The sequence below is a fragment of the Streptomyces sp. NBC_00510 genome (assembly GCA_036013505.1).
In the GTDB taxonomy this organism is placed as follows: Bacteria; Actinomycetota; Actinomycetes; order Streptomycetales; family Streptomycetaceae; genus Actinacidiphila.
In genome coordinates, this window is the sequence record CP107851.1 from 2400366 (window position 1) to 2415979 (window position 15614).

The 15614-nt window shown below is 68.0% G+C and carries 18 protein-coding genes; 7 read left to right on the forward strand and 11 right to left on the reverse strand.

Features of this window, described 5'->3' with window-relative positions; genetic code table 11:
* Positions 1–15: 15 nt before the first annotated feature.
* Positions 16–963, reverse strand: coding sequence for a PIN domain-containing protein (locus OG937_10615; GenBank protein ID WUD72107.1), 948 nt, complete (start codon positions 961–963; stop codon positions 16–18).
* A complete protein-coding gene (locus OG937_10620) occupies positions 885–1766 on the reverse strand; it encodes a LacI family DNA-binding transcriptional regulator (GenBank protein ID WUD72108.1) in 882 nt (293 codons plus the stop codon). Before OG937_10620 ends, OG937_10615 begins: the two co-directional genes overlap by 79 nt.
* Positions 1767–2379: 613 nt before the next feature.
* On the opposite strand from OG937_10620, the gene OG937_10625 reads away from it, so the two are divergent.
* Positions 2380–3732 (forward strand): IS4 family transposase, encoded by a 1353-nt coding sequence (locus tag OG937_10625; protein WUD72109.1) that lies wholly within the window; start codon positions 2380–2382, stop codon positions 3730–3732.
* Positions 3733–3748: 16 nt separating this feature from the next.
* Here the strand turns inward: OG937_10625 and OG937_10630 are convergent, their stop codons facing one another.
* From OG937_10630 to OG937_10640, 3 genes are all read right to left on the reverse strand, one after another.
* Positions 3749–4282 carry a hypothetical protein gene (locus tag OG937_10630; GenBank protein ID WUD72110.1) on the reverse strand — a complete coding sequence of 178 codons (534 nt, stop codon included), beginning with the start codon at positions 4280–4282 and terminating at the stop codon, positions 3749–3751.
* Positions 4279–5112 (reverse strand): site-specific integrase, encoded by an 834-nt coding sequence (locus OG937_10635; GenBank protein ID WUD72111.1) that lies wholly within the window; start codon positions 5110–5112, stop codon positions 4279–4281. The genes OG937_10630 and OG937_10635 overlap by 4 nt, the downstream gene beginning before the upstream one ends.
* A 318-nt stretch (positions 5113–5430) precedes the next feature.
* Positions 5431–5793 carry a hypothetical protein gene (locus OG937_10640; protein ID WUD72112.1) on the reverse strand — a complete coding sequence of 121 codons (363 nt, stop codon included), beginning with the start codon at positions 5791–5793 and terminating at the stop codon, positions 5431–5433.
* Between the two features lie 241 nt (positions 5794–6034).
* Between OG937_10640 and OG937_10645 the strand changes: the two genes are divergently transcribed.
* A complete protein-coding gene (locus OG937_10645) occupies positions 6035–6649 on the forward strand; it encodes a hypothetical protein (protein ID WUD72113.1) in 615 nt (204 codons plus the stop codon).
* 10 nt (positions 6650–6659) lie between these two features.
* Positions 6660–7082, forward strand: a complete 423-nt coding sequence (locus OG937_10650) for a hypothetical protein (protein WUD72114.1) — start codon at positions 6660–6662, stop codon at positions 7080–7082.
* Positions 7083–7786: 704 nt separating this feature from the next.
* On the opposite strand, the gene OG937_10655 is transcribed toward OG937_10650, so the two are convergent.
* The 4 genes from OG937_10655 to OG937_10670 form a co-directional block, all read right to left on the reverse strand.
* Positions 7787–7888 carry a DUF6221 family protein gene (locus OG937_10655; GenBank protein WUD72115.1) on the reverse strand — a complete coding sequence of 34 codons (102 nt, stop codon included), beginning with the start codon at positions 7886–7888 and terminating at the stop codon, positions 7787–7789.
* A gap of 220 nt (positions 7889–8108) precedes the next feature.
* Positions 8109–8246, reverse strand: a complete 138-nt coding sequence (locus OG937_10660; protein ID WUD72116.1) for a hypothetical protein — start codon at positions 8244–8246, stop codon at positions 8109–8111.
* Positions 8243–8548: a hypothetical protein gene (locus tag OG937_10665; GenBank protein ID WUD72117.1), complete on the reverse strand. Its 306-nt coding sequence runs from the start codon at positions 8546–8548 to the stop codon at positions 8243–8245. The genes OG937_10660 and OG937_10665 overlap by 4 nt, the downstream gene beginning before the upstream one ends.
* Complete coding sequence (locus OG937_10670; GenBank protein ID WUD72118.1) at positions 8538–9497, reverse strand: hypothetical protein; 960 nt, start codon at positions 9495–9497, stop codon at positions 8538–8540. Before OG937_10670 ends, OG937_10665 begins: the two co-directional genes overlap by 11 nt.
* 148 nt (positions 9498–9645) lie before the next feature.
* On the opposite strand from OG937_10670, the gene OG937_10675 reads away from it, so the two are divergent.
* The gene (locus OG937_10675; protein ID WUD72119.1) at positions 9646–10437 is read left to right on the forward strand and encodes a Ku protein; all 792 of its coding nucleotides are present in this window, start codon (positions 9646–9648) and stop codon (positions 10435–10437) included.
* A 12-nt stretch (positions 10438–10449) separates the two neighbouring features.
* Here the strand turns inward: OG937_10675 and OG937_10680 are convergent, their stop codons facing one another.
* A complete protein-coding gene (locus tag OG937_10680) occupies positions 10450–10761 on the reverse strand; it encodes a hypothetical protein (GenBank protein ID WUD72120.1) in 312 nt (103 codons plus the stop codon).
* 274 nt (positions 10762–11035) lie between these two features.
* Between OG937_10680 and OG937_10685 the strand changes: the two genes are divergently transcribed.
* The 3 genes from OG937_10685 to OG937_10695 all read left to right on the forward strand — a co-directional run bounded on the left by OG937_10685 (position 11036) and on the right by OG937_10695 (position 13182).
* Positions 11036–11500 carry a hypothetical protein gene (locus OG937_10685; protein WUD72121.1) on the forward strand — a complete coding sequence of 155 codons (465 nt, stop codon included), beginning with the start codon at positions 11036–11038 and terminating at the stop codon, positions 11498–11500.
* 66 nt (positions 11501–11566) lie between these two features.
* On the forward strand, positions 11567–11770 hold the full coding sequence (locus tag OG937_10690) for a hypothetical protein (GenBank protein WUD72122.1): 204 nt from the start codon (positions 11567–11569) through the stop codon (positions 11768–11770).
* An 851-nt stretch (positions 11771–12621) separates the two neighbouring features.
* Complete coding sequence (locus tag OG937_10695; GenBank protein ID WUD72123.1) at positions 12622–13182, forward strand: barstar family protein; 561 nt, start codon at positions 12622–12624, stop codon at positions 13180–13182.
* 35 nt (positions 13183–13217) lie between these two features.
* On the opposite strand, the gene OG937_10700 is transcribed toward OG937_10695, so the two are convergent.
* Positions 13218–15572, reverse strand: a complete 2355-nt coding sequence (locus OG937_10700) for a site-specific integrase (protein WUD72124.1) — start codon at positions 15570–15572, stop codon at positions 13218–13220.
* Between the last annotated feature and the right edge of the window lie 42 nt (positions 15573–15614).

Sequence of the window (15614 nt, forward strand, 5' to 3'; positions counted from 1 at the left end):
GATACCGCTCGATTCTCAACTGGCCGAAGCCGAGGCTTCGGCCTGCCGGGCGCGGCGCTGCGCACGTACGCCAGTGCCAGGCTTGTCCGCGGCCGACCAGTCAGGCTCGTCCCCGGGGTCCTTCGTCGCTACCTTGGTCACCCGCAGCCCGGCGGCCCGGCCCCGGGTGTGCTGACTCGTATCGCACGTCAGCAATCGAACCCTGCGGTCGGCCAGGCTCTGGATGGCGACCGTCCGGTCGATGATCTCGACATCGGGGCGGTCCAAGCGCACGTGGCCGGGGGGATCGAGGACGATCTCCACATAGACCCTGCCGAGGGTCTCGCCGTCCTGAACAGTGTGCTCCCCCTCATGCAGGACCCCGTGAGTGCCTCCGTCGAGGACCTCGTCGAGGAGACCAAGCGTGTGTGCGGCGCGCCAGCGGGCCCGCTGCTTGCTGGCGTCCTTGAGGTCGTCCAGCTCATCGACCACCACGATCGGGAACAGCAGGCGCACGAACTGCCAGCGAGGCACGTCGAGTACCTCGTGCAGGTCGACGTCGGCCAGCTTCACCTCGTTTTGGATGTAGAAGCTGGAGTCGGCCACGACGAACGTCTCCCGCTGACGCCACCGGCCGATCTGCATGTCCAGCGCCGCCATGGCCGCCTCGAACGCCTCGATCCGTTCGGTGACCTCAAGTTGGACCAGGCCGTTTAGGAGGCGCTGCTGAGCGGCCCCAGCGAGCGTGCCGCAGCTCCCCAGCAGCGCCCGGTAGCGGTCGGTGAACACGAGCTGGTCGAGGTTCCGGTCGCTGATCTGGGAGTGCAGCATCCGCGCGGACTCCGTAGCCCACTCCAGGTACGCCAGCAGCCCCTCGAAGGCGCTGCCGTAGGGCCGCCGCAGGTTCATCGCCGTGGTGTGGACGCCGTCGAGGGCTTGTCGGATGTACTTCGGGTCTGCACCGGGGCGCGGTGTGATGAGCATGCGCTGATACTGCCAGCGCGTCCCGGTGGTGCGCCGTGAGTTTCCGGCAGCCATGGCCCGCGCTCGGCGACGTCCCACTGGCCGGCCAACTCGGCGTTGAGCGCGGTGATGTCCCGAGCGAAGGCGCGCTCGAGGCCGCGCGGCCGCAGTGCCGCGCCGGGCGGAGCCGGGCCCTGCGGGGTGAGCGACACCCACAGGGCGCGCCGCCGACCGTCCAGGTTCTCCACCAGGTGCTGCCGGGCATCCAGCCACCAGGCGAGCGCCACCTGGGTGCCCTCCCGCAAGTCGTACCGCTCCACCACCGGCCCGCCGTCACCGAATTGCTCCACCGCCGCCAGCACCGCATCGACCGCGGCGTCCGAGGCCCGCGGGTCGTCGGACAGCACCCGCGAGACCGTCGACCGGGACACCCCGGCGCGGGCTGCGACCACGGACGCGGGCAGGTCCGACCCGTTCTGCGGCCGGCGCACCAGCCGCACGGTGGCCAGGCCCTCACCGAGGTCGGCCAGGCGCTGCGCGCACAGCTCCCCCGCGCGGGCGCCGGAGTCCAGGACGACCCCGACCAGTGCCAGCGCCCGGACACGGCCCATCGCCTGCACCCGCCACCGCAGCGGCATTGCCCCCCAGTCCGAGGGCGTCGCGACCTCCGCCATGTCGGCCAGCCGCCGGTACAAGGTGGCCTGCTGCGCGGGCGGCACCAGCGGCCGGGCGGCCGGCTGCGACACCGACGGCAGCGCCACCTCGTGCCCGGTCTCCTCCCCGAGGATGCCCAGGCAGTCCCGCAGGATCCGCACCGACGCCACCGACAATTCCCGGTCCCGCGTGGCGACGTCGTCCCGCAGCGCCCCCGTCGCGGCCAGAGTGAGGAACGCCCGGACGTTCCGCTCGTTTCAGCAGGGACTTCACGTCCCGCCGGGCCCGGCCGGACAGGAGGTCGTCGCCCGCGAGCGCCCGCTCCACCTGGCGCACGGTCATCCGCAACTGCCGCAGCCGCACCGGCCCGAACCGGTCGCCGGCCGCGGCCGCCGCCACCGTGGCATCCAGGACGCGCACCGATGCTAACCTGGCGCGCTCTTGACGCTTCATGGTGTGCCCTCCCTGCCTGTGGCGTTGAAGGGGAGCGTACGCAGAACTGGCATCAGGCGTGCTGTCACCAGTCGAAGGTGCTCCGCGCTGCCGGCCCCCTCCGAAGTTGATGAACAGCAGGATGAACTCGGAACCGTAGGGCCACCGAGCGACGGTGCCGTACTGCCACAGGTGCATCAGGGTGCGGGAGGGCCACGAGTCGCCGACTTCTAGAGGCAACGCCGTTCAGTTAAGGGTTGGGGCTGTTCGTCAAGGCTCGTGAACGAGGCAGCGGAGCTGCTGTAGAAGAGGTTTGTCCTCCAAGACATCCTCACCACAGGAGCTCCGCTGTTGGAACAGGCTGCCATAACAAGACCGGGCGGGGTAGCGGCCGGGGTGTTCGCGACAGGGCATATCGGCGAGCTGACCCGGATCGTGCCGTTCGAGATGGTCGATGCGGTTCTGGCGCAGACCGGTACGGTGCAGCGCAGGGTCCGCCTGGTGCCGGCGAGGGTCACGGTCTACGTCCTGCTGGCCGGAGTGCTGTTCACCGGGCTGGGCTACCGGCAGGTCTTCGACCGGCTGTGTGCCGGGCTGGCGGGCCTATCACTGGCCCGGCCCAGCGGCAGCGCGTTACGGCAGGCCCGCCAGCGGCTGGGACCAGCACCGATGAAAGCCTTGTTCGACCTGGTCAGGGGCCCTGCGGCCACGACGGCGGCCGCGGGATGGTGGCGGGGCTTGAGGGTGGTCGCCATCGATGGCACCCTGCTACCGGTCCCGGACTGTGAGGCCAACCTCGCGGTGTTCACCCGGCAGCGGCTCGGCAACGGGACCGCCGGGTATCCGCAACTGCGGCTGGCCGCGCTGGTGGCCTGCGGGACCCGGTCGGTGATCGGGGCCACCTTCGGCCCGGCCAGCACCGGCGAGCTGGAATACGCCCGCCGCCTGGCGGTGGACCTACGGGCGGGGATGCTGCTGCTGGGAGACCGGAACTTCGCCGCCTCCGCACTGCTGAACAGCTGGGCGGCCACCGGAGCGGACCTGCTGGTGCGCTGCAAGTCCGGCCGGAACCTGCCACCGGTGGCCCGATGCCGCGACGGCTCAATACTGGCCCGCCTCGGCACTCTGACCGTTCGCGTCATCGACGCCGAGATCAGCATCACCACATCCCAGGGCACCCGCACTGGCCACTACCGGCTGCTGACCACCCTCACCGACCCGTTGACGCACCCGGCCGGCGAACTCATCCGTCTCTACCACGAACGCTGGGAGATCGAGACCGCCTACGCGGAACTGAAGTCCACGATCCTGAGCGGACACGTCCTGCGGGCCCACACCCCGGACGGCATCGAGCAGCAGGTGTGGGCACTGCTGACTGCCTACCAGGCGTTGCGGACCGCGATGACGGACGCCACCGACAGCGTCCCGGACACCGACCCGGACCGGGCCGGCTTCACCACCGCCCTCGCCGCAGCCCGAGACCAGTTGGTCCTGGCCGCCGGCATCACCGCCGACACCATGATCGACCTGGTCGGAGCCATCGGACGCCACGTCCTGGCCCACCTCCTGCCCGCCCGGCGGGTCCGCACCAAAGACCGCATCGTCAAACGAGCGATCTCCAAATACAACGCACGCGGACCCGCCATCGACCGGACCACCTACAAGGCCACCATCAGCACCAACATGCTCACAAGCAGCCCTTGACACCCCGACCCAACCCTTAACTGAACGGCGTTGCTTCTAGAGGTGCGGAACGGGGCTGGTAGGTGGTCCGGCACTCCAGACGGGACTGCCCTCGGTTCCGGCAGTTGTCCTGGTAGAAGAAAGCTCCGGTGCCCCGGGACAATTCGATGGTCTTGTCCCACCGCAGCGTGCCGTCGCAGTCAGCGCCATTCTGCCCCATGTCCAGCTCAGCCGAGAAAGGCGGGCAGGTACGGGCAAGTAGTGCGGCATTACCCACCCGATCAGCGTCCGGACAGGGCGTTCCTCCGGTCCGGATGGGGACGTAAGCCACGTCGCCGCCGCCGATGAGGGCGTGCAGGAAAGCGAAGGCAGCCGTCTGGTAGACCGGCCACCGGGCGGGGCGGAACCGGGCGGAGCTACCCAGTGAGTCTGCGTAGGCGCTCCGGATCACATCCTGATCCAGGTCACCGTTGATGTGCATGTTCTGCACTCTGAACACGGCGGCCGCTTCCTCCGGCTGCTTTCGGATGTCTTCCCAGATGCCTTCTGCCAGGTCCTCGTGGACCGTCATGCCGTCTCCTGCTGTTCGGCCTGCTTGCGACGCAGAGCGGCGATGGGATTGCGGGTCTTGCCCTGGGCGGGCTCCACGTAGTGCTTGCGTACAGTCGGTGAGCCGGGAGTCCAGCGGCCCTGGGCGGTGGGGTCCTCGCCCGCCTCGGCGATCTCCTGCGCGGGTCCCCTGCGCAGCCCGTGGGCGGTGACCCGTGACGGATCGGGAACGCCGGCCAGCTTGGCGCGCTCCTTGACGACGGCCCCGATGGCGTCGGGGGTCATGTAGTCGCCGCGGGCGACACCGGCGCGGGTGGCCAGGTTGCCGCCGCGGGCAAGTGCCCGGAACGCGGGGCCCTCGGTAACCCCCAGGCGGCGCAGTTCGTCCAGCCAGGCGCGGGTGCGCGTCACGGGGCAGAGGGCCGGGTCGTCCGGGCAGGCCGGTACGAACGTCGACTCGCCCTTGGCGGCCTGGTCGGTCTTGGAGTAGGCGACGTGGACGGTGACGCCGTCGTCTTCGACGGCGAGGTCGTCCAGGGCGAGGTTCGCCAGCTCGCTGCGACGGGATAGCATGCCCCAGCCGACAACCAGGAGGCAGGCGTCCCGAACGTCCTTCGGCCGTCCGCTGGAGCAGGTGGCGACCATGGCGCGGAGCGTGTCGGACCGGATGGCGGGCGCCTTCTTCGGGCGCCGGCGGCGGGCCCAGTCGCGGGCGTGCTTGCGCAGGGCCTCGCCGGCGTCCTTGGTGCCGGGCTGCTGGCCGTCCGGGTGCCAGGTGCGGATGGCGGACATGGCGACCTGGATGGTGGACGGTGCCTTGTCCTGTCGCACGAGGTGGCCGACGTACTCCACGAACGTGGCGGTGGTGCACGGGAGATGGACCCGGCCCTGATCTTCGCACCATGCCTTGAAGTGCTTACGGGCGTGGGCGTAGGTGCGAGAGGTGTTCTCCGGGGGCGCGTCGTTCAGGAGGTCGGCGGTGTCCTGGGAGATACGGAAGTCGGCCTCGGTGTAGCGGGGCGCGTCCGCGGTGGTCGGGACGGGCGCGCAGGACGGAGCATGGTGTGACGGTCGATGAGAGGGCGTGCGGCTACCGCGGGATCGGGGAGTGCGGGCAGGAGGTCGTCGACCAGTTCGGCGTCGACGACCTCCTCCTCCGCGTCCATGGCGTCAGCCGCCCGCGATCATCTGACGGATCTGGGCCATCTTGGCGTTCTGCCAGGCGGGGAGGAAGCCGGGGTGGTCCTTCCACTGCTCGCCCGCCTGGGTCATGTGGTCCCAGGCGAGTTCTGTCTGCTCGTCGTCGCCTTCGTTGTTCAGGAGGTCCAGTACGTACGCGGCGGTGCAGGTGATGGCGAGCTTGTGGGAGTTGGAGATGCGGTTGAAGCGGGCGAGGGCCTCGTCTTCTGCAGCGGATTCCTCGGCGGTGGCGGCTCGGTGTTCCTGGGCGGCCGCCCAGTCCTCGTTGGCGCGGTCCATGATGAAGGCGTGCAGCGACTGGACGTCGTCGGCGGTGGGCATGGTGTTGGCCATCGAGTGATTCCCCTCCTTGGGCTACCCTTCAAGGCTGCCTTGTATAAGGGAGATTATACGGGGCTACTGATCAGTTAGGGATGAACGAGGCTTCTGGGTCACCCGAAGCGTTCGACCTGTTCGATTCCTTGCCGCTCGTTTCGCCAAACCTGAGTAGACGCCTGACAGACCTGTGGGGCGGCGCTACCGTCGTCCACGTAAGCCCGACGTCTAGTCAGGTTCGTTGTAACGGGAGGGCTCCGTGAAGATCACGGTCACCATCGACCAACCCACCGGCGACTTCCAGGACCGCCTCCTGGCTCTGCTCGCCGAACACTCCGCGCACGTCGAGATCGACGCCACCTGGACCGTACCGCGCGCCGAAAGCTACTACCGGTCCCTGCCAGCACGCGCCCGCAAGATCGTTTTCGAGGCAGTCGCCCGCGACGGCTACGTGCCCGCCGACGACCTGCGCGCCGAGCCGAACTCCAGCCTCCGCGGTCACAGCGCCGCCCTCAAGCGCGCCCTGCAGCGCGGCTTCCTCCGCGGCCTGTGGCCGGAGAACATGCCCTCCCCGATCGAGCCGCAGGGCCCCGGCTTCGGCAAAGTCGTCGGCTACCGCATGCCGGACGACCTCGTGCAGACCTTCTACACCGCCATTCATGGCCTGAACAGCAGCCAGCGCGAGACCCTGACCACCGCCGTCACTGACGAGGGAGGCCGGTGGGACCCCGCGCGGGTCGTCGAAGTCCTGCACGCCGCAGGACACGACGTCGACCACAAGCGAGCGCGCGCCCTGCTTCGCCAGCTCGCCGAGGAGGGCCTGCTGACGAAGGCCGACGACACCGCCGCCATCTACGACACCACCGAGCAGTGAGGAAACGTCCGTGAGCATCGCTGTGACCGACCCCAGACGTAATCGCCGCATCCTGACCCTCGCCGGCCTGGCGCTCGCCGTCCTTGGCGGCATCATCTGGCTCATCGGCGACGACAACAACGTGGACGCCGAGTTCCGGCTCGAGCAGAACAGCTCCGCCGTGTGGGGCCGCGTCCTTGACTTCGAGAGCACGCAGGAAGACGAGTACGCCGCCGCCGAGGAGGACAAGTCCAGCGCCGAGACCCAGATGACCTTCGGGATCGTCCTGGGCGCGCTCGGGCTCGCCCTGTTCGGCTCCCGCTGGCTCATCACCCCCACCCCCGCCCCGGCGAAGCCGACCGCGACCGCCACACCGCTGCTCACCCCCGAGCAGCAAGCACAAGCCATTGAGATGTACCTCGAAGCGCAGAAGCGCAACAAGACCCAGAAGTAGCGGTGCCCGGGCGGCTCGTCTGTCAGGGTTGCTTGGCAGCATCGCCTCATGCTCATTACCCCGCGCCCGGGAGCACCCGGGAGAAGGTCCCTAGCGCTTCGCGGCACGGAGACACCCGCCAGTCGGCCGAAGTTGGAGGTCAGGCGCCTGCCGTTCCTGGTGATGCTCGTCACGCCCGCGCGTGGGGTGTCTACAGGAACCTCGAACGACATCGCGCTGACTCGTGCGTCCTCGACCTGGCAGAGACGATCCGCCGCCTCGCGCCAGGGTGACGGGGGCTCACTTCACCAAGCTGATTCTTATATTGGCAGCCGCAGGACTTAGGATGCTGGCAGCGCAAAGGGAGTCCTGCTCTCGACCACTGGTTTCCTAGGCCCCGGTCGAAGGACTCCCTGCGCGCGATCCCGATCCGTTTGATCAGAGAAGGGAACGCTCCATGCGTATTCAGCATGTAGTACAGGAGTCTAGCCTACGGCTCAAGAAGGCCGCCGACCGCATCCGCGGATGGGCGAAGCATCACTATCGCGACATGACCCGTTCGGCCCTCAAGGGAGCCGCGTACCGGGCTGGCTTCGTCGCGGTCGACCTGATCGTGGCGTGGTGGATCATCCGCCACTGACCAGCGGGTGACGCAGACGGGGGCCGTCCTCACCATAAGGGCGGCCCCCGCATCGTGCGTCTCAAGAACCACGGATCCGTGCCGGTTACGGCCGCCAGGCTTCCTGGTAGTCGGGGTGGTCGTCGTACACCGCGGCAAGACCCTGGGTGAATGGGCAGTCGTCGCCGTCGATGTGGCACACCAGCATGGGTGTTCACCTCGCCGTACACTTGGGCGGCCGCCAGGGCCGGCCGGTGCTCATCCAGAAGGGCCCGTTTGAAAGCGACGTCGGCCAGTAACCGGGCCGGGTGGTGCCGCGCGATGTGCCGGGCGTTAGCCACGCGGTAGCACCCACCGCCCTCCCAGCCAGGGGCAACCACATCCTGGGTACCGTCCGGCTTGTCGTCGCCGGTGCCAACCGAAGCGACTCAGCTGGCTTCGTCCTGCTGGTCGTACGGGAAGGCTCGCCAGGGACCGGGGACGGCCGCGCCCGCCGCCGCGGCATCGTCGTCCAGCCGGGCGACGCAGAACGCCCAGACCTCATCCAGGCGGACAGGAGCGTTCACCGGTTCCACTCCGGGCGAAACTCGGGGTGGTCATTCCACTGCTGAGCGATTTTAGCCAGGTGGAAGCGCGGCCATTTCGCGTTGCCGGGCTCTCCTTGCCGGAACGCGGTCTTGGCGTTGGCGTGGATGAACGTGACGGTGTCGCTGAGCGCCCGTACCGTCCGGGATTCGTCGGAGTCCGGGTTCAGGACGCGTCGGAGGCCGGGGTTCTTCATAGGCTCGAGGCGGTGGTGGATGAACTCCGCCATGGCGTCGATTTCCTCGGCCAGTGGAGGCGGCGTCTGCGTCGCGTCAGTCGACATGATCCGAGGCTACCTGCCGATGCCAGGAAGGGAGTTGCCGATGCGCCTCTACCTCGGCAACCCGCAGAGCAGCCGTCACAAGGAACTGGCGGCAGAACTCAAATTCTTCCTGGTCGACGACTCGGCCGCTCTCGTTGTAGTGCTGTGCGATCTTCGCGTCCTGCTCATCGTCTTGCGACCAGATCGTTGGGAGCAGCCCCCGGAAGCGTACGTACTGCGGGAAGTCCAGGCCGATCGACATGATGCGCATGGCGTCCTGTATGTCGACCACGGCTTCACTGACGTGACCGAGGCGCGTTCCTATACGTGAGGTGTCGCGGTCCACCTTCCGGAAGGCACTCTCGAGACGTCCGGTGAAGAAGGGATCGCGGCGAAGAGTCCGCCCGAATTCGCGCATGACACGGCTGTTTCCCGGTAGCGAAGCGAAAGCTCGTGCCAACAGGACCATCGCCATGGACCGTTGCCCACTGGCCGCATGCTGGCTGGCTGCCTTCGCTATGGCGCGTACGTCCTCCTGCGGAATGACGTCGGCCATGTCGATGGAGTCGAACGACACGTGGGGGAAGACCCGGGGCACGTTCTCGTCGAAGAAGGCTCTGGTGTCGGTGCGCGCTTGGTCAAGGACGTCCGGGAGCGGCAAGTTGCCCGCGTGCTTCAGACCGTTGCGGTGATCGTTGAGCCGACGCATGCCCGCGATCTGGCTCAGGAGGACGCCGTTGGGGGCCTTCTTGAGCCGCTCCCAGTAGTCCAGGAAATTGGTCCTCCTGTCCAGCTGCGCGCCCAGATGGTCACCTACGAGAACCATGAACAGTTCGACCGAGTCATGGAACGACAGCAGTGCTGTCGCATTCAGAGGGGCCGGCAGCCGAGACTGCTGCACTCCCTGGTCGTATACCAGGCGCAGGAAGGCCAGTCGCTTTGCTGTCTGTGGATCGAGTGCGGCCGTCACGGCTTCCCCCTGGTGTGGCTAGAGGATCACCGTACAGGCGGCTACCGACACGGCGCGCTCCCCTTTCTATTCCTGCGGCTACCTGGGCCGTGGCACCATTTGGCCTGCACGGAATGCGGGGCATGGCACTGCCGGGTGCGATAAGGGCATGCCTCAGACCGTTGCGCGCCTTGCGATCACGTTCGGCCTCGTCACGATCCCCGTGACGCTCCACTCCGCCGTGGAGGAGCAGAGCGTCGCGCTGCACCAGGTCCACGCCGAAGACGGCGGACGCATCCGGCTCCGCCGTACTTGCGAGGTGTGCGGCCGTGATGTCCCCCTCGCTCAGGTCGCCCGCGGATACACCGATCCACACGGCCGGACCGTGGTCCTCACCGAGGACGACCTCGCCCAGCTCCCGCTCCCGTCCATCAAGGCGATCGACGTCGTGGCGTTCGTCGACGCCGCGGCGATCGACCCCGTCCAGCTCTCCCGGGCGTACTACCTCGGGGCCGACACCTCGGCGGCCAAGCCGTACGTCCTCCTACGCGACGCGCTGAGGCAGACCGGCCAGGCGGCCGTCACCAAGGTGACGATGCGCGCCGGCGGCAAAGAGCAGCTGGCGCTGCTGCGGGTGCGGGACGACGTCCTGGTCCTCCAGACGATGACCTGGCCCGAAGAAGTACGGCCCGCTGAGGGTCTCGCGCCGCCGGCCGACGTCACGGTTCGGCCGCAGGAAGTCCAGATGGCCACCAGTTTGATGGACGCACTGTCGGCCGACTTCGACCTGGCAGCACTCCGCGACCGGTACCGAGACGCCATGACGGAGCTGGTCGCCTCGAAGCGGGAGGGAACGGCTTTGCCGTCGACAGCGACGGCCCCGCCGCCTGAGGACGTCGTGGACCTGATGGCTGCGCTGCAGGCAAGTATCGACGCCCACATTCATGACGACGAACAGTGATTCAGGGTTCCGTCAGCGCGATGCCGCGGTTACCAGGCGCACCCAGCGGCCGAGCAAATCCACCGAGGCCTCCTGCCGAGTCCGACACCGGGGGCCGTCCATGCCGTTCAGCCGGCCCACCCACCCGTTGCGACCTGACCGTGAGGTCCCGCCGTACGAGGGGACCACGTACCCGATCACCGTGGTGCCGCTTCGCACGATCCACTGATGCGCGTCCCGATGCTCTGGGTCGGCTACCAGCTCCGCAGCAGCGACCACGGCGTCCGCCTGTGCCTTCGACAGCCGTTGCGGATAGGGCTGGATGCCTTCGGTCTTGGACGCCACGTGGGCATCTCGCACAGCTCAAGGTCTGGCCAGGCTCGGGAAACCGCAAGTGTGTGATGTAGGTGGCCAGGTCTGTGAGCGCTGCGGCGGAAACCGGCGGCGCTCGGGACCGTGTGCAGCGCTTTCGGCCTGTTATTTATTGCCGCTTTCTGCCGGACACCGGGAGCGATGTTGCACGTCGGAGCCCTGTCACAGGATGGTCACTCCCCTTCACGACCCCTTCACGACGATCTACCGTGGCACGTTCGCACTGCACCAACTGGGGGGGACCAGTATGGGAATCCGCACCACCCGCATGGCTGCGGCCGCGGCCATCCTGCTCGCCATACTCACCGCCTGCGGCAGCACTGGAGAAGACACCGCAAAGAGCCCGGGCGCGAAGCCCACGAAGGTCGCGTCCTCAAGCACCGCCGGTTCGGACGTCAACTGCTCCGACCAGAGCCTGGACCAGGCGACGTGGATGGAGAACTGCGCCGACAAGACGGGCACCGGCGGCGACGGCACGGCCGGAACCACGAAGCTGGCGTGGGGGAAGACCGCCAAGACGGTGGGCGCGCAGTCGCCGATCGACGGGCCGGGCGGTGGGGACCTCGAGGTGACGCCGTCGACCGTGCTCTACACGACGTCCGCACAGGGCTACACCGCAGCCAAGGGCCTGTACGCCATTGTCACCGTGAAGGACCGGGCCAGCGGCTCCACGGCGGCCGCGGCATCCACGCCCATAGAGGGCGGCGGGTAGAAGTGGATCGCGCCCGACGGGCAGGCGCTGGACGCGGGTGAGAACGACGCCTCGAGCATCGTGCCGATGGGGTTCAACGGCGGCGGCATGGTGGAGGCCGGCACCTATCAGTGGGACTCGTTCGTATTCGACCTGACCGACGCGCAGCGCGGCGGGACGCTGTCCTACACCGACGGATCCGGCGCGGTCTTCCACTGGCCGGTACCTGCGGTCAACAGTGGCCCGGAATTGTCGAAGGTGAAGAAGGGCATCGCCGGCGACTACTCGTAGGGCCTGCGTGAGCCGGCTCAAGACTAGGAAGGTTCGAGGGGTACGTGGAGACTCTGACCGAAGTACGCACGCGGCTTGGCGCGCGCCAGCGTCAGCTGCAGGTTGAGCTGGAGCAAGTGCAGGAGCAGCTCAAGCAGATGGATACGACGGTGGTCGTGTCAGCCTGGTGGGACAAGCCCAGCGGTGACCAGGGACGCGGAACCCTGTACCACGCGGGGACGAACCTGCCTTGCCGTCAGGGGACGCTGAACAGCCACCCGGGGAGCCCGGTAACGATCAGCCTGTTCGAGGCTTTGGGCGCAGGGCTCAGCCCGTGCGGCCGGTGCAGGCCCCCGCGGCAGGGTCAGTAGCGGCGGCGCTGGTCGATGGCCATGCCGAGCAAGTTCAGGCCGTTGCTGGGACTGGGGTCCGGTGTGGGTTCCTGCTTGGACGTCTCGGTGCTTCTCTGCACTTCACTCTCACGGGTGAAGGTGGGTATGTGACTCGTCAAAGGGCCTCCGAGATGGATGGGATGGGGTCAGGGGTGGTGGCGCCGGCGACCGCAGGGCAGATCCCCACACGTCGGTAAGATCGGCGCTCTCAATGGGGGTGCGATGCGAACATCAAGGCGGGGTGGCGAGGGGCAGAAGTACGCGCTGACCTCGGACGAGGACGACAGCGACTTCTGGGGCTTCGCTCAGGAAGCGGAGGGGTTGTTCACGCCTCTGCCGGATGAGGAAGGAGCGCGCCGAGTGCGCCTGGCGGGTTGCCTCCCGCAGGGTGGCCTACTGAGGTGCGTTGACCACGTCGGCAGTCGGCGTGCTGTGGCGGGGAACGCCTGGTTCGAGCTCCTCGACGGTGACGGTGCCACCATGGGGTCCTACTTCGTCAACGAGGTCACTGTCATTGACGTCAAGCCGTCCGCCAGTGGTGCCGGTCTTGTCGACCTCACGGTGATGCTCTGGTGCGAGAACGCCCTGCCCGGGGCGGAACGGCCGTGGGAGCTGGTCCGCACCGGTCATCTGAACCACACCGGGATGTGGCACGAACTCGCTCCCGAGGACCGACACGCGTGGCTGTCGGTGGCCCTGTGGTCCCGGGAGTACCAACGTCAGGGGAAACCCGATGCGCCTGCCGGGCAGGTGTTCACCTTGGATGGCCGACACATCGTTGACCGGGACACCTTCTATTGCGCGATCGGGGAGGCCATCAACGGGCCCGGTGGATACTTCGGCTGGAACCTGGACGCTCTGGACGACTGTCTGAGAGGTGACTGGGGCGCGACCACTCCGTTCACCTTGCACTGGGAGTTCTCTGCCGAGGCTCGAACGCGGTTGGCGGAACGCGTGCCCGCCGGTGATCGCGAGCTTGGGCTGTTCGACCTGCTCCTGGAGATCTTCGAGGAACGGGGTGTGAGCGTCATCCTTCGGTGACAGCTCGTTGCTTCGAGGCATCGGTCTGGGGAACGTCATTCGGACTCCTGCGGGCGGCGGCGGGCGGGGATGCCGAGGTGGACAGCCGGTCGCTGGGCTCGGCGTTGGGTCTCGTCGCGCTTCGCGCGGAGGAAGGTGAGGGTGAGGTCGATGCCCTCGATCTCACCGATCCAGCCTTCCTCCTCGGCCTGCGTCCTGCGTTGCAGGAGGTCGGCTTCGAGCTCGGAGAGCCGGGCGAGCATCTTGGGATCGACGTGGAGCATCGGGCAGCGGATGCAGGCGTGTTCGTGCTGGCAGGGGGTGCCGTAGGGGCGTCCGCAGGAGCCGAGCTCGACCTTGCGGCGGTCGAAGTGCTCCTCGAACTCGGTCCACTCCTGCTCGGTGGTGTCCCGGTACTCCTCGGAGGGCCGGACCTGGCGCCTCTGGTGGAGGTGGGCCTGGTAGTGGCGGATCACGTCCTCGTCGATGACGGCGACGTAGCCACGGGTGGTCTGGATGCTGAGGTGACCCAGCAGTGCGGCTCCGATGTGAATGGGCAGACCGCTGTTGACCAGCTCGGTCGCGAAGATCCTCCGGAAGTCGTGCGGGGTGAATTTCAGCCCGCGGAACCCGGGGTGGGTCTCGGCGAGAGCCTCGCACCGTCGGCTGATCATCTGCTGGATGGTGCCGGGGTTGAAGATCTTCGACCCGATCGCTCCGTTCTGGCGCTGGAAGAGGAACGGCATCGGCGCACTCCAGACCTTGTCGTGCGGGTCGTAGCGGCTGACCAGCGGAATCGGCCTTCCTCGCCGGCCGTGGCGCCGGATGATCGAGGCGATTACGTGGAACAGCTCGGCCGACATCGGGATGACGCGCTCGCGGTCGGTCTTGGACGGTTCGATGACGAGCAGGGCGATTACCTCGCCGTTCGCGCGCTGATACTGGCGGATGCTGAGGTGGGTCAGCTCGCACAGCTCCTCGATGCGTACGCCGGAGTGCCGCAAGGTCTCCACTGCCGCCCAGTCCCAGAAGGCGGCCTCCTCCGTGCCGATGTGCCTCAGTTCAGCGGAGTCCAGGTCCAGCACGCGGGTGGGAACGGCGTCGCCGTGCCGGAGCTGCTTCTGGTCCGATTCGCTGATCACCCGCCGGTAGGCGGTGCCGGCGAAGGTGAACTCCTCCCCGTCGGCGGCCTGGTCGGCGCGTTCGAGCAGGAGCCGGGCATGGTCGTAGCGGGACTCGACGTGGTCAACCAAGACGGGCAGGAGCGGCTGGCGCTGCCGGGTGCGGTCCGCCGAGCGTTCAGTTCCCTTCCGCCGGCGGACGCCCAGGCCATGGAACTCGCCGGGCGGGACGGGACACGGTGCGACCCAGGCCGCCCAGCGTTCGGGTTCGGCTGCAGCCCAGGTATGCAGGTCGTAGTAGAAGCTGCGGACCGAGATGACGATGTCGTCCTGGCCCCGCCGGTGGGTGCCGTCGTCCTTGAGGCGGATCGTCTCGCGCCAGCGCGTGTAGAGGTCCGGTGCGATCCGAAGTCCCTGCTGGCCGGGGTTGAGCTGCTCGACCTTCACCCAGAAGTGCTTGACTAGCAGGAGCGCGAGCTGCTTCAGGCTGGAGTAGTCGAGATCGGCTCGGCGCCGGCCGAAGTAGTCGATCAGCAGGCCGCGGACGGCCTGGTCGCGGATCCCGTACTGATCGACGAGCTCCTCGATGGTCCGCTGGCCGCGCATCATCGCCGCCCGCATCGTCGTCGGCGTGGAGGCCGGGAACCGCCCCATCGTGATCAGCGCCGTCCACATCCCGTGCCCGAAGAGGCGGTTTGAGGCCGGTTGTCCGGGCTGGAGCCGGCAGCGGGCCAGCCGGTTGTCGTGCGCGTACTGGAGGATCGACCCCGGCGTGACGTCGGCCAGCGCGACGCCCTGGTAGGTCAGGAGCGTGCACATGTCGAGCACCGCCTCCCGCTGGTGCTTGAGCCGCAGCTCCTGTGCGGCGATGTGCTCCTCGAAGGTGACCAACAGCGGGTCGTTCTGCGCGGAGATGAACAAGGACGTGAAGTTGTTCAGCTGGTTTTGCCGGAAGGCGAGCATCATGGGCTGGACGACGCGAAGGCAGAACAGCGTGCGGACCCCCGGGGTGACCGCGAGGCCAGTCGACCTGCGGGCACCAAGACTGTTCGCCTTGATCAGCCCCTTGCCCAGAGGGCTGGCGTCCCACCGCTCCTGCCAGGTCTGGCCCGGGTGGGTGGACAGGTACTGAAGGATGCCGCGGGTTGCCTGGGCGCGCTGGTGCCGGGTGACGGTGGAAGCGTCCTCCCAGACGTCGAAGGCCAGCTTGGAGATGTGGTTGATCGACGCTGCAGACAGTTCTCCGTGCGGTCGCGGCGGCGGCTCCGAGACCGCCGGCTGCGGCTTCATCGGACCGCCCACGAAGCGACTGGGGAATGTGAGCCCCTCAAC